The sequence below is a fragment of the Paraburkholderia sp. GAS333 genome (assembly GCF_050435665.1).
Lineage (GTDB): Bacteria > Pseudomonadota > Gammaproteobacteria > Burkholderiales > Burkholderiaceae > Paraburkholderia > Paraburkholderia fungorum_A.
On the sequence record NZ_JBNDKS010000003.1, the window covers coordinates 933499 to 958724 of the forward strand.

The 25226-nt window shown below is 57.6% G+C and carries 21 protein-coding genes; 10 read left to right on the forward strand and 11 right to left on the reverse strand.

Features of this window, described 5'->3' with window-relative positions:
- Positions 1–14: 14 nt before the first annotated feature.
- Both ABH945_RS19935 and ABH945_RS19940 read right to left on the reverse strand, forming a co-directional pair.
- Positions 15–1964, reverse strand: a complete 1950-nt coding sequence (locus ABH945_RS19935) for a putative bifunctional diguanylate cyclase/phosphodiesterase (RefSeq protein ID WP_429251654.1) — start codon at positions 1962–1964, stop codon at positions 15–17.
- 240 nt (positions 1965–2204) lie between these two features.
- Positions 2205–3179, reverse strand: coding sequence for a hypothetical protein (locus tag ABH945_RS19940; protein WP_074770614.1), 975 nt, complete (start codon positions 3177–3179; stop codon positions 2205–2207).
- A 507-nt stretch (positions 3180–3686) separates the two neighbouring features.
- On the opposite strand from ABH945_RS19940, the gene ABH945_RS19945 reads away from it, so the two are divergent.
- On the forward strand, positions 3687–4007 hold the full coding sequence (locus ABH945_RS19945) for a pyrimidine/purine nucleoside phosphorylase (RefSeq protein ID WP_074770616.1): 321 nt from the start codon (positions 3687–3689) through the stop codon (positions 4005–4007).
- Positions 4008–4356: 349 nt separating this feature from the next.
- Entirely contained in the window at positions 4357–4899 is a 543-nt protein-coding gene (locus ABH945_RS19950; protein ID WP_429251655.1) for a hypothetical protein, read from the forward strand.
- Positions 4900–4979: 80 nt separating this feature from the next.
- Here the strand turns inward: ABH945_RS19950 and ABH945_RS19955 are convergent, their stop codons facing one another.
- Positions 4980–5309 carry a hypothetical protein gene (locus ABH945_RS19955; RefSeq protein ID WP_429251656.1) on the reverse strand — a complete coding sequence of 110 codons (330 nt, stop codon included), beginning with the start codon at positions 5307–5309 and terminating at the stop codon, positions 4980–4982.
- A gap of 138 nt (positions 5310–5447) precedes the next feature.
- On the opposite strand from ABH945_RS19955, the gene ABH945_RS19960 reads away from it, so the two are divergent.
- Together ABH945_RS19960 and ABH945_RS19965 are read left to right on the forward strand one after the other, a co-directional pair.
- Positions 5448–5876, forward strand: coding sequence for a MarR family winged helix-turn-helix transcriptional regulator (locus ABH945_RS19960; protein WP_429251657.1), 429 nt, complete (start codon positions 5448–5450; stop codon positions 5874–5876).
- Positions 5873–7264, forward strand: coding sequence for a DHA2 family efflux MFS transporter permease subunit (locus ABH945_RS19965; protein ID WP_429251658.1), 1392 nt, complete (start codon positions 5873–5875; stop codon positions 7262–7264). The genes ABH945_RS19960 and ABH945_RS19965 overlap by 4 nt, the downstream gene beginning before the upstream one ends.
- A 43-nt stretch (positions 7265–7307) precedes the next feature.
- Here the strand turns inward: ABH945_RS19965 and ABH945_RS19970 are convergent, their stop codons facing one another.
- The 3 genes from ABH945_RS19970 to ABH945_RS19980 all read right to left on the reverse strand — a co-directional run bounded on the left by ABH945_RS19970 (position 7308) and on the right by ABH945_RS19980 (position 10528).
- Positions 7308–7763: a hypothetical protein gene (locus tag ABH945_RS19970; protein ID WP_074771232.1), complete on the reverse strand. Its 456-nt coding sequence runs from the start codon at positions 7761–7763 to the stop codon at positions 7308–7310.
- 153 nt (positions 7764–7916) lie between these two features.
- Positions 7917–9449: a methyl-accepting chemotaxis protein gene (locus ABH945_RS19975; RefSeq protein WP_429251659.1), complete on the reverse strand. Its 1533-nt coding sequence runs from the start codon at positions 9447–9449 to the stop codon at positions 7917–7919.
- An 872-nt stretch (positions 9450–10321) separates the two neighbouring features.
- Positions 10322–10528: a hypothetical protein gene (locus ABH945_RS19980; protein WP_429251660.1), complete on the reverse strand. Its 207-nt coding sequence runs from the start codon at positions 10526–10528 to the stop codon at positions 10322–10324.
- A gap of 384 nt (positions 10529–10912) precedes the next feature.
- Here ABH945_RS19980 and ABH945_RS19985 point away from each other — a divergent pair, with 384 nt between their 5' ends.
- The gene (locus ABH945_RS19985) at positions 10913–11542 is read left to right on the forward strand and encodes an aspartate/glutamate racemase family protein (protein WP_429251661.1); all 630 of its coding nucleotides are present in this window, start codon (positions 10913–10915) and stop codon (positions 11540–11542) included.
- Between the two features lie 130 nt (positions 11543–11672).
- Complete coding sequence (locus ABH945_RS19990) at positions 11673–12014, forward strand: HigA family addiction module antitoxin (RefSeq protein ID WP_253189773.1); 342 nt, start codon at positions 11673–11675, stop codon at positions 12012–12014.
- Between the two features lie 172 nt (positions 12015–12186).
- Here the strand turns inward: ABH945_RS19990 and ABH945_RS19995 are convergent, their stop codons facing one another.
- Both ABH945_RS19995 and ABH945_RS20000 read right to left on the reverse strand, forming a co-directional pair.
- A complete protein-coding gene (locus tag ABH945_RS19995; RefSeq protein ID WP_429251926.1) occupies positions 12187–13659 on the reverse strand; it encodes a chitinase in 1473 nt (490 codons plus the stop codon).
- A gap of 262 nt (positions 13660–13921) precedes the next feature.
- The gene (locus tag ABH945_RS20000) at positions 13922–14275 is read right to left on the reverse strand and encodes a cupin domain-containing protein (RefSeq protein WP_429251927.1); all 354 of its coding nucleotides are present in this window, start codon (positions 14273–14275) and stop codon (positions 13922–13924) included.
- A gap of 278 nt (positions 14276–14553) precedes the next feature.
- On the opposite strand from ABH945_RS20000, the gene ABH945_RS20005 reads away from it, so the two are divergent.
- Positions 14554–15318, forward strand: coding sequence for a hypothetical protein (locus ABH945_RS20005; protein WP_429251662.1), 765 nt, complete (start codon positions 14554–14556; stop codon positions 15316–15318).
- 4 nt (positions 15319–15322) lie between these two features.
- Here ABH945_RS20005 and ABH945_RS20010 read toward each other — a convergent pair whose 3' ends face one another.
- From ABH945_RS20010 to ABH945_RS20020, 3 genes are all read right to left on the reverse strand, one after another.
- The gene (locus tag ABH945_RS20010; protein ID WP_429251663.1) at positions 15323–16495 is read right to left on the reverse strand and encodes a lactonase family protein; all 1173 of its coding nucleotides are present in this window, start codon (positions 16493–16495) and stop codon (positions 15323–15325) included.
- Positions 16496–16828: 333 nt separating this feature from the next.
- Entirely contained in the window at positions 16829–17755 is a 927-nt protein-coding gene (locus ABH945_RS20015) for a helix-turn-helix domain-containing protein (protein WP_429251664.1), read from the reverse strand.
- A 1315-nt stretch (positions 17756–19070) separates the two neighbouring features.
- Positions 19071–20096 carry a porin gene (locus ABH945_RS20020; protein ID WP_429251665.1) on the reverse strand — a complete coding sequence of 342 codons (1026 nt, stop codon included), beginning with the start codon at positions 20094–20096 and terminating at the stop codon, positions 19071–19073.
- Between the two features lie 1227 nt (positions 20097–21323).
- Between ABH945_RS20020 and ABH945_RS20025 the strand changes: the two genes are divergently transcribed.
- The 3 genes from ABH945_RS20025 (at position 21324) to ABH945_RS20035 (ending at position 25219) form a co-directional block, all read left to right on the forward strand.
- Entirely contained in the window at positions 21324–22262 is a 939-nt protein-coding gene (locus ABH945_RS20025) for a helix-turn-helix domain-containing protein (RefSeq protein WP_083380099.1), read from the forward strand.
- 562 nt (positions 22263–22824) lie between these two features.
- On the forward strand, positions 22825–23808 hold the full coding sequence (locus ABH945_RS20030; RefSeq protein WP_429251666.1) for a hypothetical protein: 984 nt from the start codon (positions 22825–22827) through the stop codon (positions 23806–23808).
- A 268-nt stretch (positions 23809–24076) separates the two neighbouring features.
- Positions 24077–25219: an MFS transporter gene (locus ABH945_RS20035; RefSeq protein WP_429251667.1), complete on the forward strand. Its 1143-nt coding sequence runs from the start codon at positions 24077–24079 to the stop codon at positions 25217–25219.
- Positions 25220–25226: the final 7 nt, after the last annotated feature.

Sequence of the window (25226 nt, forward strand, 5' to 3'; positions counted from 1 at the left end):
CTTCGTAGCGAAATTCAGTGGCGGGCATTCGCGGCTGTGTCTTCGGAACTCGTCGCAAGCAACTCGTCGATCTGCGCAATCTCTTCGCCCCTCACCGGTTTGCCTAGTAGAAAGCCCTGGGCGTGTGTGCAGCCGCACACGCGCACGAAATTCAACTGCTCCTGTGTCTCGATGCCTTCCGCCGTGGTCGGCATGCCGATTTCCCGTGCCAGCGCCACGATTCCGCGAACCACCGCTGCGGATTCGCGCCCGTGCACAGACTCTCGCACGAACGAACTGTCGATCTTCAGCTTGTCGAACGAGAAGCGTACGAGGGTAGACATGGTGGAAAAGCCGGTACCGAAATCGTCGAGCGCCAGTCCGATTCCCAACGCGCGCAGCCTCGCGACATTGCGCCGGGTAACCACGTCGTCGCTCAACAACACGGTTTCCGTGACCTCGATATTAAGGCGCACAGGTGGCAGCTTCGTTCTGCGGAGAATGGCCGAGACCGTCGATGCAAATGATTCTTCGCGCAACTGAACCGGCGACACGTTCACAGCGACGATGGCTTTATCGCGCCATTTCACGGCTTCCGTGCAGGACTGCAGCAGCACCCATTCGCCCAATGCGAGGATCAGGCCGGTGCGTTCCGCGGTCGGAATAAACGCGGACGGCGGCAACTCGCCTCGCGTGGGATGCGTCCAGCGCAACAGCGCTTCACGACCCGTCACCGCGCCATTGCCGAGGTCGACAATCGGCTGATACTCCATGCGCAAACCGCTGAACGATTTGAGCGCCCCTTCCAGATCGCTGCGCAAAAGACTCAGGCTTTCATCCGATACGTGCTTGTCGGCGTCGAACACCGCGAACGCGCTTTTACCGCTGCGTTTGACCGCATACAACGCCCGGTCGGCGCAAATCAGCAATTGCGGTCCTGTTTTCGCGTGCTCCGGGTAGAGCGCGACGCCGACGCTCGCGCCGATATGCACGAGCGCCTCGCTCAGCGCGAATGGCCGCGCGAGTGTCTTGACGATATGGTCGGCCAGAACGCGGGCGTCCCGCACCTCTCGCGAGCAGTCGGAAATCGCGACGAATTCGTCGCCCGCGAGACGTCCAACCAGATCGCCGCCGGGCAGAACTTCACGCAGACGAGTCGCCGCTTCCTGAAGAATCTGATCGCCGGCAGCGTGGCCCAGGCTGTCGTTGATGGCCTTGAAACCATCAAGGTCGATCAGCAGAACGGCAAACGACTGATCCTGCCGGAACGCGCCCAACTCGGTGCGCTCCAGCAGAAGTTCGCTGATACGCGCGCGGTTTGGCAAACCGGTGAGGCTGTCCTGATGGGCGAGACGGTGGCTGTTTTCGCGCGCCAGCAACAACGCGACCGTGTCGCGATTGCTGCGCAGCGCCACCGTGAAGAAGCCAGCCGCGCAGAACGGCGCCTGAAACAGCAGCACGAGCTTGCCGTTACCGGGCGACAGCACCGCGCCGATGCCGAGCAGCGTGAGAATAAACGTGATCTGCAAAAGCGCGAGCCGCGGCGTGCCGGCGTTGCGCCCCGCCAGTCCGCCGATCACCCCGACCGCACAAACGTTTCCAAGCAGGAAGAGCGTCTGGCTTCCGCTAATGTTGCATAACAGAGTGCCGAATCCGAACAGCACGCTCCACAGCAGACTCGCCAGCAGAAACGCGGAAGTAGGCGTGGGCCGGTTTTGGGCGCTGCGCACGCGGGACAGCCAGATCAACGCAAGCCGGACCATGAGCAACGCGATGACAGCGCCGCCCCACGCTGCATAGAGGGGAATGGGATAGAGGTAATACGCGGTGGCGCAAACGCTGATTTCGCAGATCGACGCGAATACGATCGATAAGGTACGCGTGAACAGATTTGCAAGCAGGATCTGCCGATTGTCCGCGCTCAGGTTTTGAGCGGAAGACACGACCCACTTGAAAAATGGAGACCTTGGTTCGCTAAAAGCCATGACCTGCGCATTTCTGATGGTTGGTGGACTCAAACGGTCGTGCGCAGCAATTATTACGTAAACTTAATTCGTCAGGTTATTCGGGGAGGAGGTGTTGTCAAAAGTGTCGCATTTCGACATGAAGCGCCGGTGTCTGCGCGTCGGCGAGCGGGAAAATTTCACACGTGTTGTGTGGGACTGACCACAGGCTGCGTTGTCGTCACCGCTCTGAACTTTGCCGCGCTGGACCGTTGCGCGCGTTTAGAACCGGTAACCGATACCGCCCAGAATCACATCGGTGTCGCGGCTATAGCGGGTCATCACGCGATTCCACGTAACGCGCGCCGACCAGTTGCGTGTGACGCGATACGACGCCGACATCGACACGAGGCCGGACAAGATGCCGTCACCGCTCGTTCTGGTGTCGCCCGAATCGCCATGATGGATCGCCGCGTAAGCGCCCGCGCCGACGCCGAGCGACAGGCGCTCGTCGAGGAACGCGCGGGTCAGCCACAGTTGCGCGGTCGCGCCGTCCCGACGCGCGGTCAGGCCGCTGCCTTCGTGCAGATAGCCGACCGTGGCGTCGAGATAGTTGGTCAGTCCACGCCGGTACTCGATCGCTTCAGCCCACGAAGTCTGCGATTCGAGACTGTTCAGGATCGTCGTGCCCGCCATCAACGTGATTTCGTTGTTCGTGACCTTGCTCGTGCGCGGCAGTGCGAAATCGCGCGGGCCCGGCGTGTCGGGTGCGTCCAGTTGATAGCCGATGCCGAGCATGACCGCCGTAGTCGACTCCCCGCCCGCCACCTGCACGTGATTGAGTTGCAGATTGCCGGTCCAGCGGTGCGACGAATACCACGTGGCACGCGCGCTATAAACGACGCCCCAGCCATGAGTATTCGAATAGCCCGCACCTTGCGAAGCGGCTTCGGTATCGAAGTAGCGATAAGGGCCGACGCCGAGCGAAAAGACCAGGCGTCGCTGCATCAGCGGAAGTCGTCCCCACAATTGGGCGACCGGTCCATCGCGGTGATGATCGGGGATATGGCCTTCATTGAGCCACGTGAGACTGCCTGCGAAATACTGGTTAATACCTTCGGTGTAATCGAGTGCCCACGAATAGGAGTGGGCGTGCCCGCCGGTTAACGGGCCAGCGTAGAAAGAAATCTCCTGAGCAGACGCACCGCGCGCGCACAGGGCAGCAGCGGCGCAGGCAAGGATCCTCGTGAATTGCATCGTCGTGGTAGATGTCGGTTCGTAGTGGGAAGCACAGCGGCTAACAGCTAACGAATCCAGTCGTTGCCTGTGGAAATTGTGGCACGACCTCGCTCATTCAATATGAATTACGCTAACAATCGGCATTCGCATTACGCGAATAAATTCCTGAAAAAACATTACTATTTATGACGATGAAATTATTCGAATTTCGAGAGCTTTGATTTAAGGCGATTTTTTTGTATTCCGCCATTAAGCGTAGTCGATTTTCACGAGTACCGGAGTTGTCATGGAGCGTAAAATACGGAAATAAAACGATATGTGGCTGCTGAATAATTTGCGCTGAATGCCGCCCGGTTTTCACGCTTCTGGGCGCCTCTTGTCGGCCGCCGGTGCAGGGACTTTCGGTATGATGGCGGACTCGCGCCGCAACGAAAGTTCGCGCAGGCGGGCTACGCAGATCGCGCAGCGATTCGCCGCGAGGCGCCGCTCATTCATCCATTCACGACAATTCAGAGGAAGACAGCCATGTCGGCAGCAACCCAATTCGATCAGGTTTCCGTTATCAAACGTGCCAACGTTTATTTCGACGGCAAGTGCGTGTCCCATACAGTTCTGTTTGCCGACGGCACGCGCAAGACGCTCGGCATCATCCTGCCGGGCACGCTCAACTTCGGCACAGACGCGCCGGAACTGATGGAAGTTCAGGCCGGCCAATGCCGCATCCGTCTCGAAGGCAGCGAAGAATGGAAGACGTATGGCGCTGGCGAATCGTTTTCGGTCCCGGGCAAGAGCCGCTTCGATATCGACGTGACTGAAACGCTCGATTACATTTGCAGCTATCTGTAAGAACCGCGCATGAAGGCACAGGCGACCTTCGTCTGTGCCGGAGAAGAACCTGATCACCCTGTTCGCAATGCTTTCTGACGCATTGCGGAGCGCGCGCACAGCGCTCAAATCCATACATCCAATCAGCGTTTCGTAATGCACCGTAAGGACTCGCGGTAACAACGCGCGCCTGTCGGATATTCCATTGAACTATCCCGCCGACAGTCGATCCGTTAGAAGATGAAGTGAACACTTCAGGCACTCGTGCAGGAACACTGCATCCACCAACTCGCAATTGGGAGTGCCTGAAATCCATCTCAGGGAATGATGCAATCAATAGCAGTCCGATGCTGCGGCTCGCATTGTTCGAGTGATTCGCGCCGCCCTGTTCCTGTCATCTACTGCGTATCGGTCCATGCGCGCCAACGGAGATACTCCCTTGCGAATCCCCAAAATTACCGTCCTCTTTCTGATCACTCTGCTGTCGGGTTGTGCAACTTACCGGATGCACGAAGCGCGAGAACAAACCGGCGAACTCGTCGGGTCAAATATTCTCGATCTGGTGCAATCGGTCGGTATTCCCGACAAGACAATGAAAGTGATTAGCACGGGAGGCCCGACTGACCGGATGACCGCTCAGTGGAATTTCTCCAATTCGGACTCTGCGTTAGATATGACCCTCGTCCTGCTCGACGTGAAAGTGGGCGGCGCAGGCAAATGCAGCATGACAGCGACCGTGGATCGCTGGGGCGGCAAGGTACTCGCCGTCAACTTTCCGCAGGCGCATAGCGACAGCATCGGATCGGATTACAGCGCCTGTGAGCCTCTGGTAGAAGAAGCAATTACGCACATGCCGCATACGCCAATCAATCCAAAATACGACGCGTTCGCTCTGGTCGGCGCGGCGAAGTAATACTGTTCTCCGCTCGCGACAACACAGCATAAATAACAGTACTTTCGTATTGCCGACATAGCCTGCGTCGGCAATACGAATTACTTGCCCTCGGGCAGGCCTCCGTGAAAAGGCCCGAATAAATGCGCCGCCATCACTGCCATCAGCAACGCGCCGAGACCGGCCGCAGTGGCATCCGCCGTGACACGAATATCGAAATCGCCGACACGGCAAATCAGCAGATAACCCACCACAAAATTAAACGCTCCCCACAGCACATTGACCATGGCTGAGGACAGGCCTTTACCTGGCGGCTTCGCAAACGGACTCTGAAAAGACCGGCCCATCATTCCGCTGACAAAGTGCGGAATGGCATTGGCGACAAACGCTCCGCCAAAGAAGTACGAAAGGTAATGGTGATACGGCGGCATCTGAACGCTCTCCCATCGTCACAACGACGTGTGAGCCAAGATTCTCACTATTCAGCCAAACTTGCAAGTTTACCTTGCAAGTTTGGCTGAATAAATTCATGCTTGATACCTGCTCAATCTGAATACGCTCCGAAGCACATGCCCAGTAAAACTTTCCAGCAATCCGTCCTCGACCTGATGCAGGCGGTCGGACTGCTGCTGCGCCGCACCCGCAATGAAGGCGGCACCAGCGAGCTTTCAATGACCGAATCGGTGGTCATGTCGCGACTGGCGAATGACGGTCCGGCCACCACCGCAGCACTCGCACGCGCCGAATGCATGAAGCCGCAGTCGATGGGCACGACCGTCAATTCGCTCGAAGAAATGGGCATCGTGAAGCGCAAACCGCATGCAACAGACGGCCGGCAAATGCTGATCGAGCTCACGCCAAAAGGCGTTCAGCTGCGCAAGCAGAATCGCGAGGCCAAGCAGATGTGGCTCTCGCAGGCTATCGCCGAACTCGACGCCGATGAGCGCGATACCTTGTTCAGAGCCGCCGACATCATCAGAAAGCTGGCGGGGAAATGAGCGGCAAAAGCGGCAGCAATAGCGTCGACGCGCTGGTCTGGAAAGTGGCGATCGTCGCCGTGATCGGACCGTTCATGACGCAGATCGATTCGACCGTCGTCAATGTCTCGCTGTCGGCGATAAGCCACGCACTCGATTCGTCGATAGCGACTGCGCAATGGATCGTCAGCGGCTATTTGCTGGCTATGGCGTTAATGCTTCCGCTCAATGGCTGGCTCGTCGACCGGATTGGCGCGAAGCGTCTCTATCTGATCGGCTTTGCGAGCTTTACATTGGCGTCGGTTCTATGCGGCGCTGCGCAAACAATGACGGAGTTGATCTGCGCACGCGTATTTCAGGGGCTGATAGGCGGTGTGCTCGCGCCCATGACGCAAATGATGATTGCGCGCGTAGCAGGAAAAAACATGGCGCGTGTGATGGGCTACGCCACGTTGCCCATTCTGCTCGGCCCCATTCTCGGTCCGGTATTGGCGGGTGCGGTTCTCGCCCACTCCACGTGGTCGTGGCTGTTCTATCTCAACGTGCCGGTCGGCATTCTCGGCGTCGCACTGGCCGCGTTGCTGCTTCCCGGCGACACTCTGGCCTCACAGAAGCGCCCATTCGATTTCGTCGGCTTTGCGCTTATTTCACCGGGACTCGTGGCTGTTATCTACGGGCTGCAGAACGCTTCGCGCAACGACGGACGCTGGCTTCTACTGGCGGGCGGCCTCTGTCTGGCGGGCTTTCTGCTGCACTCGGCGCGCAAGGGCAATTACGCATTGATCGACGTGCGGATTTTTGCGAACCGCACGTTCTCCGTCGCCGCCATTACGCAGTTTTTCGCCAATGGCGTGATGTTTGGCCGGCAACTCGTGGTGCCTTTATACCTGATCGCGGGCTGCGGGTTGTCGGCCGCACATGCGGGCTGGCTCGTCGCGTCGACCGGCGTCGGCATGATGTGCTCGTTTCCGCTAATGGGATTTCTGACAGAGAGATTCGGCTGCCGCAAAGTCGCGGCTGGAGGCGCGTTGCTGGCCTTCCTGAGCACACTGGCGTTCCTGTGGATGACAGCGCACCAATTCTCGGCCACATGGGCCGTCATCAGCCTGTTTCTGGCCGGCGCCGGGCAGGGAACGATCAGCATTCCATCGATATCGGCCGCCTATTCGTCGATTCCGAAAGCGAGGTTGCCCGTCGCCAATACGGCGCTCAATATCGCGCAAAGAATCAGCGGCCCGATAGCGACGACGCTTCTCGCCGTGATCATCTCGTTGACCACACAGAGCCCTGCTAGTGCCGAACCCCAGCAATTCCTCGTGGCCTTTGCGGCACTCAGCGCTCTGCATTTGCTGGCTTTCGCAGCGGCGCTTTTACTTCCACTACGAATTCAACGCGCCGCCGAAGCCTGACTTATCCTGGCAATTCAGGCCCGGCGATCTGCTCCTGATACGCTTATTGAGTCGACGCGTGCGTCCTGAGGAAGGGCACAAAACCATTCTGCGTCTTGAGGATTTTCTCTGCGCATTCGTCGTAATCCGAACCCTTCGCACCGTCGGGCCCGTACATGCCGCGGCATTGCGCGAACAGCGTGAGCGTCGCGCCGCTGCCCTTCGCGTCGCGGCTCGCTGAAAATGCGGCTTCGCCCGAGTCGTAAGGCGCGTCGGTTTCGATAGCGACCGCGTCGGCTCGCGTCACCTTCGTCTCGGAGTGTTGCTCGATATAGCGTTTGGTCAGCGCCCAGGCCGCGTCGCAATTCGCCGGAACGCAATCGACCGCCGCGTTACGTTGCGCGTCGGCGAGACCGCTTTCGTTGTGGAGGAATTGCTGCGCCTTCGTCTCCTGCTTCTCAGGCGATGAGCAACCAGCCAATGCAAGCGCAACCAGCGCAAAAGCAGCGATCTTCTTCACGGATAACACCTCTATAGCCACGTTCGAGCGCGATTATAGCTGTGCGCAGCAGGCTTTCGCAGAATTGGCGTCCGTGGTCTCACGTGCATTCGCGCGCCGGAATGCCTGGCGCGAATCAATGTGAAGACAAATGTCAGCTTGGCGCCTGCAACGTTAAAGCTGGAACTGCGCGACCGAATCAACCAGCCGCGCGGCCTGCTGCCTCAGGCTCTCGGCGGCCGCCGCACTCTGTTCGACCAGCGCGGCGTTCTGCTGCGTGGTCTGATCCATCTGACCCACCGCTGCGCCCACCTGCTCGACGCCGCTACTCTGCTCTGCACTTGCCCGGCTGATCTCGCTCACGATGACCGTCACGCGTTGAATCGCGCCGACGATCTGCGCCATCGTCGCGCCCGCTTCGTCGACCAGCGTGTTGCCGTGATCGACCCGCGCGACGCTCGCCGAGATCAGCGACTGGATCTCGCGTGCCGCCTGGGCGCTGCGCTGCGCGAGGCTGCGCACCTCGGTCGCGACAACCGCGAAGCCGCGGCCCTGCTCGCCCGCGCGCGCCGCTTCGACGGCCGCGTTGAGCGCGAGAATATTGGTCTGCGCCGCAATACCGTCGATGATGCCGATGATGTCCGCGATCTTGCGCGAACTCTCGTTGATACCCTTCATGGTCTCGACAACCTGGCTCACCACGTTGCCGCCCTTCAGCGCAACCGACGAAGCGCCCGACGCCAGGTTGCTCGCTTCACGTGCATTTTCGGCGTTCTGCCTGACAGTGGCGCTGAGTTGTTCCATCGACGCCGCCGTCTGCTGAAGCGCGCTCGCCTGTTCCTCGGTTCGCTGGCTCAGGTCCGCGTTGCCGGACGCGATCTGCGCCGAGCCGGTCGCGATGGAGTCGCTACTGTTGCGCACCTGGCCGACGATATCCGCGAGCGAGACGGTCATCGCCTTCATCGCGGCCATCAGGCTCTCGGTGTCGCCCGGTTGCACGTGCAGGTCGACATCGAGCTTGCCCTGAGCGATCTGGCGCGCCGCTTCGCGTGCGTCGTCGGGCTCGCCGCCGAGCTTGCGCGTCATCGCGCGCGAAAACATCACGGCGCCTGCAATACCGGCCAGCACCGTCAGCGCCAACGCGCCGAAGCTCACGAAGATTGCGCGCGTCTGCTTCGCCCTGGCCAATGCGCCCGCCGCAACGGCCCGCTGGACAATCTTGACACCGGACTCGCGCAGCAGGATTACCGGCTCCCGGTCGATGCCGTCCATCGCCTGATCGCCGACGGCGATATCGAAGCCCGACGCCTTCAACTGGTCGAGTGCCTTGCGATACGCCTGCCCCATCTCCTTGTGCAGAACATTGAATCGTTCGATCTTCGTGCGCGCTTCGCCGGGCGGCAATTCGACCGCGAGCTTTTCGGTGGCGGACTGCACAGCCTGCTCGTATTTCTGGAACGCGCTCCAGTACTTGTCGAGTTGCTGAGGATTCTTGCCGCGCAGCACGATGTCCTTGCCGTTCTGCACCTGGTTCTTGAAAGCGATCAGCGCATCGGACACCTGGCGGGCTTGAGCACCATCTACCTCGATGATCCGTTCGTATGCGCTGGCGGCATCGTTCATCTGGAAAACCCCGAACAACCCCGCCGCCGATGCCACCAGCAACGCAGCCCCCAACGCCAGGGGAAGTTGATGGACCAGTTTCATGTATCAGCCTCTTAAGTAAAGCCCACGCGCTGAACGCGGGCTATGTCGACACGCTTTGCCATGTAGCTGATGGCGAGATCGAAAGCGTGTCGGGTCTCCGTTAATTTTTTTGGCGAGGCATCTCACGGAATCGCTTTCTGGTCTTGATTGTTGACGCGATTGCCGAGGTTTCGACGATGACCCGATTTTTTATCGATACGCGGGCCGGGTGGCCAGGGGCCGGACTTATCGCCTCGATTCGCTAACGATATTGGAGGATAGGGCACACGTCTCTGCATAAAAGTGAGTTTCAATGGCACTTTTGTTAGCTGACGTCATGCGGCCAACTTCAGATAGACGGATGCGGCGAGGGCGTCGCCTGTCGAACACAAGAAAAACCAGGCGACCGAATTGGCAGGGATGGACTGCAGAGACGCTCGCGGCTCTGGTGAGCCGTCGAGGTATGGGTGATGCAATGGGCGTTTGCCGCGCTAAAACCGGTTGGACAGAAGGTCACGAGCGCGACAAGCCACCGTTAATTAGCGTGGCCGTCGCGCCTCTTCTCTACCTGCAACATCTATTCGGTTAAAGGCGTTTGTGCAGCCTTCAAACAAACACATCGATGATGCTGCCTAGCAACCCGAGTACCGGCACCACACTCGAGGCGGCAGAGGAAACATCGCTGGCGAAACGCGCAACGGACTGAATAGGATTCGAACTCGCCGACGACGTTGTCGATTGACTGGCCGATTGATATGCCGACTGATACATCGGTGAGTAAAGGGCACTTGCCACGGAACTGATACTCACGCACACCTCCAGTAAGAAACGAGTGTCGTGACCGGTTTTCACTCAGGCAACAATCGCCAACGCTTAACGAGCCGTAATACCGGTCACTTCCAGTAAGTTTTTCGTAGCACGATGCCGCTCATGTACTCAATGAAGAAATTCAGCGACGCAGCCGCGTTGAATTTCATTGAATACAGCGCTAAAACCAGCCTGGCTTCCCGACCTTTGCTGTCGGAGTCACCACTCCAATTTCTGCAAATCTTCTTGAGGTTCTCGGCACATGCAGGAAACGTTGAAATAATATGGAACATTCTCCTTACCTGCAAGCGTGTTTGGGTATTGAGTGGAAAAGTTTTGTGTTATTTCGTGAGAAAGCCGAAACACTGTGTGCACCAGTACTTTTTATTCGTGACTAGCCGACACATTTCCCGGTAAAACAACTTGCAATTGAAATAGTCCTTACAAGAAATTACCGAATCGTATTGCGTCTTTAACGGATGTATATCGACCGTATTTCAATCAGTTCTTTCAGTGCGCGACCAGCCAGATCATTCGAATGCAGGTACTGGGAATACCGGTATTCGCAGTTGCCTTGTCCGGCGAATCGAGTACTGCAACAATCCATTCCGACATGTCGCTGGCAACCGGCCCGCCCCGATAACCGCACGGAGCAAAAGACAATGCGCATCTCTTTCTTGCACACGCTGGAAGGCAACAGGAAAATTTTCGACGACGCGGCGAAGGACCTGGGCTTGTTGAGCGAACAGCTTCGTCACGAAATACGGACTGATCTCCGCTTAGCCATCCAGCAGACTGGAATAGTCACTGCGGAAATCACGGGGCAGATTAAGCATTGCCTCGTGGAGTTATCGACTGGTGCCGACGCAGTAGTCGTCACGTGTGCCACATTGAGTTCGGTCGCGGCGGCCATTGATGATTTGCCAGTCCCAATCGTGCGGGCAGACGCCGCATTAGCTGCGACCGCCGCGCGTATCGGCGGACACATCGTTGTGTTGTGCGCGCTCGAGTCTTCCGTCGAGCCCACTCGTCGTCTTTTCGCGGAGTATGTGAACGAGAAAGTCGATTCAGTGAAAGTAGTCAACGTCGCCGGAATCTGGGATCTGTTTACCGGCGGCAATCTCGATGCATGCCTCGCCAAAGTCGCGCGCGCCGCAAATCAAGCGTATGACGCGGGCGCTAGTGTTGTGGCATTCGCTCATCCGTGGATGGCGCAGGCCGCGCCTCTGGTTCATGCGGGACGTGTTGTACTCGATAGTCCGCATGCCGCGTTGCAGGCGATTGCGGATAGCAATGCGGCTCGGTAGTTCAGGAGCGTCGCTGCTTTAGTGCAGTCCGAGCAGGCCGGAATAAGAAGCCGCACGGTAATGCATTCGTAATGCACCTGCTCGTGCGGCGACTTTGCAACAGCCAGACCAGACAACAGGCGCTTGTCAGTTGACAGCTATCGTCATCGCTTATATTGTTCGGGCCATGGCAGATTCCGACTTTTCTCATCCTGGCGCTTTGATTCGACAGACCTGTCTCGCCCGATTCAACCTGAGCGTCACCGATGGCGCAGCAGCGTTGGGCATCAGCAGGCAGGCACTCACCAATCTTTTGAGCGGCAAAGCCGGCATTTCACCCGAAATGGCCTTGCGACTCGACAAGGCATTCGGCATCAGTGCCGAAATCTGGCTGCAACGACAGTTGCTTCACGATCTTGCAAGAGCACGTTTGCGATTCGACGAACTCAACGTCATGCGAATCGTCCCCGAGCAACAGCAGGCATTGTTCTAACGTTATTCGAGCTTCTCCCGCGGGCATCGTCGAGTTATCGGCGATGCCCGCAGTCTTTTCTACCTCTCACAATCGTATTGCGACAATTCTTCGATGCCGTTCGAAGACGTCGTGCATCGCCATTTCAGGCTTGCGTCCGCGACACATCGAACCCGCAATACGTGAGAAGCAATCAGTTCGACAGCACCCACACTCCGCCCTTGTTCGGCGTATCGCCCTGAGTCCACCACTGCGCGCAATATTTCGCGTTGAGGTAGGTCACGCATGTGCCGCCCGAATAAGCCATCGTCGACGACCACGTCGCAAGCGGACCCGACAACTGCGTCCACACTGCGGCCTGCCCGGGCACATCTCCTTGCGTCCACCATTGCGCCTTGTAAGTGGCGCCTTGATAAGTCACCGTCATACCGGCCGTATAAACCTGCGCGGACGACCATGCCGCGCCGTTCGCCGGCGTAGTCGTGCCTGAGCTTCCCGTGCTACCGGTTCCTGTCGATCCCGACGACCCGCTGCTAGCTGAACCGCTGCTCCCGGAGCCACTGCTGGAGCTGCTTCCCGACGAGCTGCCCGAGCTGCTGCTACCCGCGCTGCCGGTGGCCGCCGAGCCGCTATACGACGCGTCCTGCGTCACGCCCGTGCCCCAGTGACCATTGATCTGTCTGAAGATCGCGGCGAACGCATACGGTGTCTGCGTGATGCCCGAACAACTCGACGACGTGTATGCGCCATTGCCCGGACACGACTGATCGCGTCCCACCGACCAGTTGCTCAACATGCCAACATCGTCAGTGCGCGCAACGTTCAACACCGTCTGCGCATCGGCGAGCGTGAATGTTTCGCCCTGCACGTCGTTCATCCCGATCATCGGCGTGATGCCGACCATCTGCCAGAGTTGCGCATCCGTCTTCGTCTGACCGACCGCCTTGAACGCCGTGTCGAGTTGCGAGTACAGCGACGTGGCAGCCTGTGTCGCCGCCGAACCCATCTCGATCGACGCGCTGCCGTAATCCATCGCCATCACATTGATGGCGTCGAACGTCACGCCGTTGGCAATCGCGGAGTTAAGAATATTGACACCGTCCTGCGTCAAACCCGTCGGCATGACCGGCAATGTGAGCGTGACGTGCAACGTCGAGCCCTTCGCCGTCATCGCAGACTGCAGCGCCTTGACCGCCTGGAAATTGCGCGTGATCGCCGCCGTGTCTTCCTGCGCACCGCCTTCGATATCGAAGTCGATGTGCGTCGCCGCGTAGCTGTCGATCACCGTCTGATACGCGCTCTGCAACGTGGCCGCAGTCGTACAGGCCTGCATTAGCGGCTCGCCGTTGGCGCCGCCGAACGACACCGACACTTCGCCGCCCTTCGCGCGGTAGTTGGTCAGCGACGTGGAGAGGGACGTAAGCAGGTCTGATGTATTGCCGGCGCCGATGTTCTGCACGCCGCCCCACGATGGAACGCACTGGTTATTGCCGGCGACCACGAAGGCCATGGTGAACTGCTGGATACCTTGCTGGACGCCGATCACGTCGAACGCGGGCGTAGGCCAGGCGGTGACGTCGACATACGGTGCATACACGCCGGTAGCGAACGCACTACTGGCGGCACCCACGCTGAGGGCCGATGCAAGCAGAATCCTCGATGACATTTTTTTCATTTCTTCTCCGTTTTTTAAGGAGACGCTGAGCCAAACCGACACGCTCGACGTCCCCGGTATGAATGCGGAGAGTATTATTGGCAAACGTTTGCCTATTTGATAGACGATTCAGCATATAACAATAAATTTATACGCTTTATGAATATAAAAATGATCTTTAAATGCGTATTGATTGGCTAATAAATTTATTCAAAATTGTCATGAAGCAGATGGACGGATGTCTGCGTAAGCGCATGGTCGCCCGAGATGCGGATCATGGACCCGTCCAATGCGGCGGCGCATCACATCGGACGGTAGTCGCGTCAGTCCTCTCAACCGTGAGATTGACCGAACGTGCAGTCACCGGCCTCGTTCGATGACGCACGCCCGCCGGCACGCTCAGCATCTGCCCTCTTTGCAGATTGACGGTTCCGTCGTCCATATCGACCGCGAGCGTGCCTTCGACAACAACAAATGTCTCATCTGAATCGGGATGCAGGTGCCAGAAGTAAGGCGTCTGCATGATGCTGAGATGAACGTCATGGTCGTTCACGCTGGTCAGCACCTGGTTCGAATACCGCTGAATGTCGCCGCGGGCGATTGCTTCGATATCGATTGGCTGGATCATGTCATGCACCTGGCTTATTGCCTTCCCGACATACCCAGACTAACCCTCATTTATAGATAAAACAAATCAACAAATTTCACAAACATGCGAATAAAATTCACCTGATATATTTTTCACACTGAACCATAAAAATTATGAGACTTTTTATTCATTAACTTTTATCGTCCGCATTTTCCTCAGTGCAACCGGTCGCATCGATGAGCCATGCCCCAACGCTTCGTTTGCAGTCTATTGCCGCTGTCCGGCTTGCATCGAAACGGTTTCTGGGAATCGCTACAATGCGCTGGATGAACTCCTCCCAGCACCCCTCGCAAGACGTAGTGACGTCCTATTTCCAGAGCGGCGACGCGATCCGCAGTCGGCGCGTGAGCGATATCGTGCTGACAGGCACCGTCGACATACCCGCACCGTCAGCACGTCTGCTAGCAGACTGGGAAAGAGAAATATCGTCGCAGGTGATTCTGGAACCCGGCGATGTCGAGGTCATGCCCCTGGCCCGAGCGTTGATGCGATGGCCGGACTATAAGCACTGCGTGCAGGCTGCGTCGGACTGGACAGCCGCGCTTGGCATGCCTGAAGTACTCGCGTCCAGCGACGTGGCGCTCATGGCCTGCCGGGGCGCGAGATATCACCATGACGGCGCGCAGTACGGGGGAGCAGCCTTCTGCAACCTCTTTCTGTGCGACGACAGCGGCCAGGACCTGCACTTTCCGTCTATAGGTCTGCGTATTCCCATCACCAGAGGCACGGTTGTCGTGTTCGATACCGGCCAGCCTCACGGCGTCATCCAGCGCGGCAGCAGCGGCTTTAATGCGGCCGACTTCACGCAGAACATGGACAGCGTGCAGATCTTCCTGACCTGGGAATTGCCAATCGAAGACGCCCGCGTCGCGCGGGCGCTGAACATCGCATTCAATGTCGTGTCTTCGGCCTCGTTGCAACTGGCCCACGAACAGATTCTGGTGAACGGGACACCTGCGGAATTGTGCCCTGATTCAGGTCGCTGGCGCCCCGTCGATTCATCGAGCGAGGGCGTCACATAGCACGTTACTTCACAAACGCAACACTGGTCGGCGACGTAACGGCAGCCGACTTGCCTGTGTCCGACACCATGCCGGACGCAGTATCGACGCTGAACACATTCACTTTGCCGCTACGTTGATTCGCGACCACCAGCCATTTGCCCGACGCATCGATACCGAATCCCCATGGCTTGTCACCACCGGACGAAATGCGCTGAAGGAGCGACAGCTCCCCCGATTCCGGGCTAATTCGATAAACGACGATCGAATTCTCTCCGCGGTCTTCGACGTACGCGAAGCGCCCATCGTGACTGACCGCAATCTCGGCTCCGCTCTTCACGCCCTGAAAGTTCTGAGTGCTGGTGGGCAGCGATTGCACCAGCGTCAAATGACCTTGTACTGCGTCCCAACGCAGCACCATGATCTCCGCGCTCATCTCCGTCAGCAGATAAACGTATTGACCGCTCGACCCGAACGCGAGATGACGAGGACCGCTTCCCGCCGGCGCAACGAACTCATGCTGACCGGCGCCGTCATCTTTTGACAGAGCGCGCGTTGCGCGATCAAAGCGATAGATGAACACGCGATCCGCGCCCAGATCGGGAACGAGCGCGTAGCGCCCGGTCGGATCGATTGCAATGCTGTGCGCGTGCGCGCTCGTCTGCCGGCGACTTGGCCCGGACCCTGTTTCCGTTACCGTAGACACGAGAGGTCCCATGCTGCCGTCGGCATTGACTGCGACACTCGACACGGACCCACTGTTGTAATTGGCACCGAGCAGCGTATTCGACGGGACATCGAAACGCAAAAACGTCGTGCCGTGGCCGCCCGTGTGCGTCGCGTTGATCGGGTTGAGCGTGCCAGTCCCGCGATTCACCGCGTAGGCAGTGATGCTGCCTTCCTTGGCGCTGTCATCGTCGACGCCATAAAGAATTGGCAGTTCAGGATGTGCGGTCACCCACGTGGATTTGAGGCCTTGAGCAACGGTGCCGATTGCCGTTAATTCGCCAGTGGAAGTGTCGAGGCGCAGTCCGCTTATCTGGCTCTGCAACGTGCCGATGTAGACGAATTCGGAGTGCGCCGACGCCGACGAAGTTGCGGCAGCGCCAGCAGGTTTGTCGAGCGTGCAAGCGGACAGGGTAAGCACGGAAAGTGCAGCCAGCACGCCGAAGCGCGCCAGGCTATTTCTCTGGAACAACCGGGTCATATTCGAGTAATGTTGAGACACAGAGGGTGTGAGAGAAATGAATACTGCTCGCGGTCAAGTACCGATAGCCGCGAGAAAGTAGTCATCCATTGTTCTCTTTCCGGCATGCCGCTGATCTGGCTCCATGCAAATGACCAGAGCTTTGAGTGCCATCGGGCGAGAACAATCGGTTTAAGGGTATTCGATTAACCAGCGAGCGTCCCTGCACAAAAGTCTGATTCGCTGGCATTTTTTCTGTTCGACCAGATACGTTGACATCGCTTACTCCGACGCCACGATCGAGCTTTTCCATTTCATCGATAAAGACTTGGCGAGCGCAGCTTACTACGACAAAACCTTTCGTTCAGGCTGTTGCCGCGCGGCGACGCGAAACTGACTCGGCGCCTGGCCCACTTCTCGCCGGAAGAAGCGCGTGAAGTACGCAGCGTCGGCGAAGCCGAGCCAGAAGGCAATCTGCTCCACCGACATATCACCGAATATAAGATTCCGCTTCGCTTCCGTGATGATGCGCGCGTGAATCATCTTCGTCGGGCTTTGTTCCGACGCTGACGCACACGCCGCTCGCAATTGCACCAGGGACACCGCCATCATCGACGCATAGTCTTGCAGCGGCAGGTTCTCCCGGTAGTGTTCATCAATCAGCTTGCGGAATCGGTCTACCTGACGAATGTCGTTTCGAATTGCGCCTTCGTTGCTGGTCTGATCCAGACGTGTTTCACGAACCAGCATCAGCAGAAGACTCGTGAGCAATGCCTCAGTGCCGACCACATGGCCTACCGCCTCCGACTCGACTTCCTGTTTGAGGCTGCTAATCAGGCTGTAAAACTCCATTCCGGCTTCAGCGGAATAGGAGAGCGGAATCATTCGGGCCAGTGACCAGAGCGAGATGAACTCGCGAAGCTTCGCATTGACCTGCGTCAGATAGGAGACTTCGATTGTCACCACCCATCGGTCGACATCGATTTCGTAGTCGAGACCATGAACGCATTCGGTCGGCAACAGCAATGCACAAGGGCCTTCAAACGGCACGCTGCTACCTTCGAGGTTCATCACCCCGCGCCCACTGCGAACAAAAATAACCTGACCGTACGCGGGATGCGCATGGGGTTCGGTGCGCCAGCGGCCCCGCTCGGTGACATGCCCGACATGCACGAACCAGTTCTTCGTTTCAGGCTTCTCGACGTACAGGCGAACTTTTGGAACGGTGGCCCGTTTCGTTTTGGGAACGGACTTGGGCTGATACTTTGCCACGGCACTATGTGTCATAAAGTCTCCTTGGCGGCCACATCGCACTCGACGGCGGCTGCCATTGAAATGCAATGGCTCACGCGGAAAGGTTCTCTGTCTGATTCCGCATGGGTCGCAATTTTTTAGTCGAGCGATCGCCAATCTTCATCGCGCGATTGCCAGCCGGTTTGCTGAGTGAACTGTCGATCACCGGCGCCGCTTCAATGCAGCCTTCTCGCACGACCGGTTTGGAAGAATGTTCCCGGGATATCGCCGCGACGTTCGCAACAGTTACGGACACGGCGGAACTTATAGAACAAACCGCCCGGCGATGCTTGCCGGGGACGCCGCTGTACTCGGCGCGAAGTGCTATGGGCTTTTTGATTGATCGACCTTGAAGTTCTTGCGATGCAGAGGTCGTGTCAGGCTGATGTGGCAGTTGCGTGCCATCGTAAAGGTGCGCGCCAATCGTGGCGGCAGGAATATCGCTGGCGCTGGGAGCGACAGCACGCCTGAAACCGTATGGTGCTCGGGCAGTAGACTCTGGCCTGATCTGCCGGTTGCCTCCGTTGCGTGAGCCGGCGACGACTCGAACACTATCTGCCTTAGGCCAATCTGGGCGACCACGCTCAACGGGTTTGGAAAGACCGTCAGCAACCAGCCCCAAACGCCAACTTCTGTTCGGCTCGTCCGATCTCTTCCGGTCGTGCCCAAACCATAACCTGTTCCACTGAGGAGCCCGCGAGCGAGTCAGTCTATTGTCAGCACGAACGGAGTGCTCGCAAGCGCGGCCGGGTGCGGCGCCAGCTTGTGCCCAACATGCCAGATGCACATGTGCACCAAGGGCGGCAACTACGGTTCGATACGTGACCACAATTCTTCATCCAGAATCGGCTTACACCTCGCCTCGCGCCATCGTCGTACGATAGAAGAGGTTCACTGCTCGGCACAGAAATTTAACAGCCCCGTGGGCCTCGATCAAATCGCCTCTGCGTTGGCTCACCGACGTTGAAAAAGGTTCAGCGTTGGCGAACATTCTGACGAATACTTCTGCGTTCCGTCTTCAATAATGAATACGACAACAGCAGATCAAGACAGTGTTTACCCTTGATCAAGCTTTGAAGGAAAGCCTCATAGACCTTCTATCGAGAACCGGATAAGCACACTTTTTATAGCGGATAAACTTTCAAAAAACTAAAGCCGCCCGGCGAAGCGATGCCATCCTAACACTGCTGACATATCACGGAAACAGCTCATATTTTTCCATACATTTCCGTGCGACAAACCTGTCATTTACCCGGACGCCGGTACCGCTTTCGCAGTACCGGCGCACTCTGCATCAGAAGCGATGCATGATCCCCAAAGCTACGCCGCGCGTGTTCGCACCCGGTGCACCTTTAAGACCCTGATAGTTAGTACCATTGAGACTGAATTGCGCGAGGCCGCGGTTCTGAATAAAGCCCGCCGATGCATACAGTGTCGTCCTCTTCGAAAGAAGATGCTCGTAAGTCAGACCGATTTGCTGTGCGTTATTGCCCGCGCCCGTGCGGTCATGTGCGTAACCGTACATTACCGAGAGATCGTCGGCGGGAGTGAACGAGTATGACGTCGATGCGGCGTACACGTCCCGCTTCACGCTGTTGTCGGTTTGACGTTCGTTGTGATACGCCAGATAGAACTGCGCATTCCCCACGGTAATCGACGAACCGACGTTCAACACTTTCAGCGTCGAAGTTCCAGTTGCATTGTCGGCCTGCTCGTAACCGGCCGCGAGATGGAATGGGCCGTTGACGTAGCGGACCACCGCGTTATAGAACTGGAACCCGTTCGACGGCTTGGTCGTCGAATCGCGCATCGCGACCATGAACTGCGCTGTCAAACCATAGATCGTCGGCGTGAAGTACGAGATCGCGTTATTCACGCGAACAGTCAAGGTGTTGAAGTTGTTCATCGGCGACCCGACACTCATGACCGCCAGCGGATCGAGTTCGGGATTCAGGAAGATGTACTGCGGCGTATTCTGCAGACCGATCCGCGTCTCGCCGAAATCACCCGACAACCCCACCCACGCCTGACGATTAAACGCTGCCGTCGCACTCGCGGCCGCGCCCGTCGCACCGCTGAATCCTTGTTCCAACTGAAAATTGACGTGCAGTCCATTGCCAATGTCTTCACTGCCCTTCAGCCCGTACCGGCTTGCGAACAGGCCGCCCGACGTGGCGCGAACCGCTCCGCCGCTGCCTGCATTCTGATACTCGATGCCGTTGTCGATGACGCCATAGAGCGTCACCGACGACTGCGCATAAGCCGCGTTAAACGCACACGCCGATGCAACGCCCGACACGAGAGTGAGCCACTTTTTCATCTAGTCTCCGAATCAATGTGTGTTCTTTAAAATTCATCATTCAGCGGTCTGTTGCGCCAAATTGAGAATTTATGATTTCGTTCGTATTTCTAATTTCCAGAAAACATCGTGCCTTTGAAAGTAACCAGAATGAAGTTGGCGGCTAAGCCACAAGAAATGCCGTGAGTGTCTCGCCGGTGCGCAGTTCGCACGTAGCAGCGTGAGCAGAAGAGGGTTGGGGCTTAAGCAGCCGGAGTGGGATCGGCATCCCTTTGGCGAATTGAAAAAGCGCGGTGCTGCAAGTTGAACGTGGAATGCGAATCGCGCTGTAGAAGCACTGGTGCAAGATGTCGAAGCCAAAGCAGTCGAAGATGCCGGCTGTCAGAACAGATGAAGAGGTGGCGAGAAGACGCCAGAGGTAGAACGAGGAACTCTCGTCAACCGAACGGCCAACGGCGACGCTGCACGATTCTCGGCGAACCTTCGCACACGCATGGTCCGTGCGGCCCGTTCTTTCCGGCGTCGAGTTGCAATGTCGCGTCCGTCTCGCGGCAATGACTCGTATGGCGCCGAACAGGCCACGAGGTGTCCCTTCCCGCATGTGCGTCTCCATTGCATTTTTATTGGAATTGAACGGCTACTGCATCGCGCCGCCTTAGCCTGCTTGCAGGCATTCAGGCGACGCGAAAAAATAGCGATGCCAGCCGCCCGTCTCCGGCGGCTTTCACTTTGTTGCCTGCATTTTTTGCATGGTCATGTAGGCGGTGTTTGGTGCCCCATCAGCGCTCTCTAAGCGAGCCTCATCGCTGTGGACCTGTCTCTGTTGTAAGAATATTTGATGCCCGATCGATAGTCCTTACACAAAACGTAGATTCACTGGCATTTTTTTCTGTCGGTTAGATAGGGCACGATCGCTCCTGGAGCCTTCCTCGTCCGGCTCAGCGAGACCCAAATCCAGCGCTCAGTGCAAGCTGGACAGCAACCTTGTCGCGACATATGTCATGCTTGCGGTTTTGGCGCTCACGTTTTCCTGAAACAAACCCACTGCTCGTCGCGTCAAAGTTTGCGACCCGGTTCTTGATCAGAGTCAGCCGCCGCTCATAGCGTCGCGAGAACGACTTGCCGCGGTTTGACCGGTGAGATAGGGTTTTAAAGGGGACAGTGCCGGAAAATCTTTCTGCGCAAGCGCCGTGATGCGACGACCGGCCTTCATCAGATCGACCCGTTGATCTTCGCCAAGGAGACTTTATGACACACAGTGCGATGACAAAATATCAACGCCAACCGAACAACAAAGTAGCGCTGAAAACGGTACCGAAGGTCCGTTTGTATGTCGACCGCCCTGAAGAAGAAGAGAAGTGGTTTGTGAATATCGGCCACGTGACCGAGCGGGGCCGTTGGCGAACCGAACCTCATGCGCACCCGGAATACGGCCAGGTGATCTTCGTTCGCAGCGGTCGTGGCGTAATGAATCTAGAAGGTTCGAGCGTCCCGTTCGAGGGGCCCTGCGTATTGCTGCTGCCAACAGAGTGCGTGCACGGACTCGATTACGAAATCGACGTAGACAGATGGGTCGTGACAATCGAGGTGTCTTATCTGACCCAGGTCAACGCCAGACTCCACGAGTTCATCCAGTTGTGGTCGCTGCCCCGAATGATCGCGCTGTCTTCGGCAGCCGGGTCCGCCGCTGAGTTCTTCGGCCTGGTCACGCGTCTCGCACAGGAACTCGAATCGAAGACGTTCGGTCATGTGGTCGGAACAGAGGCCCTGTTGACCCAGATCTTCCTGATGCTGGTTCGCGGAACCCAACTCGACCAGCCCGACAATGGCGGTGCATCACGCAACGAGATCCGCCTGGCCGACCGCTTTCGTGAACTGATCGATCAACATTACCGGCAGAACCTGCCGTTGCAGGCCTATGCGTCGAAGATGGCGGTGTCTCTGGTTCAGTTGCGTGCGGCCTGCGCGGCTGCCACCGGGCAAAGTCCGACCAAGATGATCCACGCGCGCATCATCACCGAGGCGAAGCGGAATCTGATTTTCGGCGAGATGTCGGTAGAACAGATCGCCTTCGGGCTCGGCTTCTCAGACGCCGCGTACTTCACGCGCTTCTTCCGCAGAGAGGTCGGCGAAGCGCCGAGTCAGTTCCGGGTGACTGCCAGAGAGCAGTCCCAACGCACGAAATAAATCGCCACTTCGCAAGAGGCTTCGCATTCGTCTTTCTTATTGGCGGCGAAGCCTCCCCCTCTTTCCCGGCCTTCTTTCTCTTCTCGATTCTTCTCCGACTCCCAGCTCTCTCTTCAAGCTGAAGCGCCCCGTTTCGCACTAACTCCACCGGTGCAAATCAGTCCGCAATCGCGGACGACATCCCCCTCCCGACGTGCAGCAAAAAATGCCAGCGAATCTCACTTTTGTGTAAAGGCAGACGCGCAGCCATCCAATACTATTCCCTCCAACCACCGCGACAGAACTGTCCAGTGCCGGATTGATCAGCTAGTTGCCCACGGTGCGGCGAATCAAGAGTCGAAAACGGCCACGCCTCGCCAATAAACAAAAGTCCAATTTCGACGGAGACAAAAAGCACATTCAAATAAAACGCACAGCGTCGAGTTGGCACATCGCCAGCCTTTTGCTGAAACGGTACGTCGACCGGCTTTGACAGCTGCGCCTCGGGTATCTGGCTCCCATTACGTCATCAACAGAGTTGAGCGAAACCGGAGCCGATAAAAAAATCTATATGGACGGAGACATGAAAAAAATTTCTAAAGCTTTGCGCAAGCCGCTTCTCGGCGTGGCCATGTTCTGCTGTTTGAGCGAGTTCGGTTTCGCCGAAGAGGTCACGGCTCCCACCGAGTCCGCACCGCCGCAGGCGCAGTCGACCCAGCAGACTCCGGCGAACGCTAACGCGCCTCTCACCTTTCCGGATCTGAAGTCGGGCGAGCAGACCGGTGTCCCGCCGGTGTCGTGGAACGATACATTTATCGGTTATCGCGTCGGCAGCAACTTCCATTACCCGGGCGTTGCCGACAAGGTTACGCAGAACATCGGCTACCTGACGACGACCGGCGGTTTCCGCTTCGGTAGCTACGCATTCAACGTCGACTATCTCGTGTCGAACTCCGCGAATCCCGAGGTTGGCGGCCCGAATACGAGTGGCGCGCAGGAAGTGTATAGCGTGGGCCGCGTCACGCTGAGCGCCAGCAAGATCTTCGGCAAGCAGATCGGTATCGGCGTGATTCGCGACGTCGGCCTGACCGGCGGTTATGAGTTCGGTGCAAAGAACGACGCCTACGCACAACGTGCCCGCATGCTCGTTCTCGGTCCGACTATCGAATTCGCGCTGCCGCGCGGCTTCTGGAACCTGACCGCAGGTGTGCGGACCGAAAGCAACCACAACGGTATCGTCGGCGTGGACGTGCACTACAACGCTGCATGGCACATCGAAAGCTCGTGGCTGTATCCGTTCCGCGTGGGTCCTGTGCCGCTGATGTTCCGTGGCTTCGCCAGCATGACCGGCCCGAAGGGCAAGGATGGCTTCGGCGTTCAGACGAAGACCGAATTCCTCACCCGCGCTTCGTTGCTCGCAGACCTCGGCTCATTCATCGGTCATCCGCGAACGGTTTATGCGGGCTTCGGTTACGAGTACTGGTACCACATGTACGGTTCACCGACTAGCGAAACGGTCGGCACGATTACATCGGTTCCGATGTTCCAGGCTGAAATCCATTTCTAATCGGCGTCTGTAGTGAACCTGCCTATTGGCGACTCCTTAAACGGGTCGCCAATAGTCGTTTGAGAAATAGGTTTGATGTTCTGTTGCCGTTCAGTTTGAGTACTTTTGGGGTCGCATTGTCGAAACGTCCGCGTCGTTTTTTACGCGGTTCTGAATGTCGTGCGCAGTGTGTTGTGCAGTTCTCTATCAGTCTATTTTTTTCATGAAGAACCCGGTTCTCGAGATTTCATCTTTCCGATACTTCTTTCTGAGCCGCGTTGCGACGACCATGTCCAATCAGATGCTCATGGTGATCGTCGCCTGGCAGATGTATGACATCACGCACAGCGCGTATGACCTCGGCATGGTCGGCCTGGCGCAGTTTGTTCCTGCACTCGCGCTCTGTCTGATCGTGGGTCAGGTCGCGGATCGGTATGATCGCCGCTTCATTCTGATGGCTTGCCTGATAGGACAGTTCAGCGTAGCCATGCTCCTGATTGCGGGCACGTTGGGAGGCTGGCTGGGGCGCGAAGTCATCCTGCTCGCGTCGATCGGACTAGGTATGGCGAAAGCCTTCCAGTTGCCTACGCAGCAGGCGCTTCTGCCCACGCTCGTGCCGCTGCCCGCATTACCGCAGGCGCTCGCCATCAATTCCGCCGGATCGCAATGCGCCACCATCATCGGGCCGGCGATTGGCGGCTTTATCTATGTGGCAGGTGCATCTGTCGTGTATGGCGTGTGCGCGGGAATGTGCCTGTTCGCGGCCGTGATGGTCTACCTGATCCGTCATCAACATGTACGTCCGCCTCGCGAGCAGGTGACACTCCAAAGCCTGTTCGCGGGCATCAACTTTATCTGGATGCGCAAAGAAGTACTCGGCGCGATTTCCCTCGATCTATTCGCGGTTCTTTTCGGCGGCGCAACCGCGCTATTGCCGATCTTTGCGCGTGATGTTCTGCATATCGGCTCGTGGGGATTGGGGCTCTTGCGTTCGGCGCCTGCAGTAGGCGCGTTACTAGTCTCTCTCTACCTCGCACGCTATCCGATCCAGCGGCGTGTCGGAAAAATGATGTTCGGCTCGGTCGCGCTATACGGCCTTTCGACGCTGGTTTTCGCGCTCTCCCACTCATTCATGTTGTCGCTGGTCGCGCTGATGCTAACCGGCGCATTCGATATGGTCAGCGTCGTCGTGCGGCAATCGCTGGTGCAACTGGAAACGCCTAACGAGATGCGCGGCCGTGTGAGCGCCGTTAATTCGATCTTCATTGGCGCATCGAATCAACTGGGCGAATTCGAGTCCGGCATAACGGCCGGCTGGCTCGGCGCGGTTCCTTCCGTGCTGGTCGGCGGAGCGAGCACGGTGTTGATCGTGGCGCTCTGGATGAGGCTGTTTCCGTCGCTGGCTCAGCGGGCGAAATTGACGACTTCGTAGAGCGACA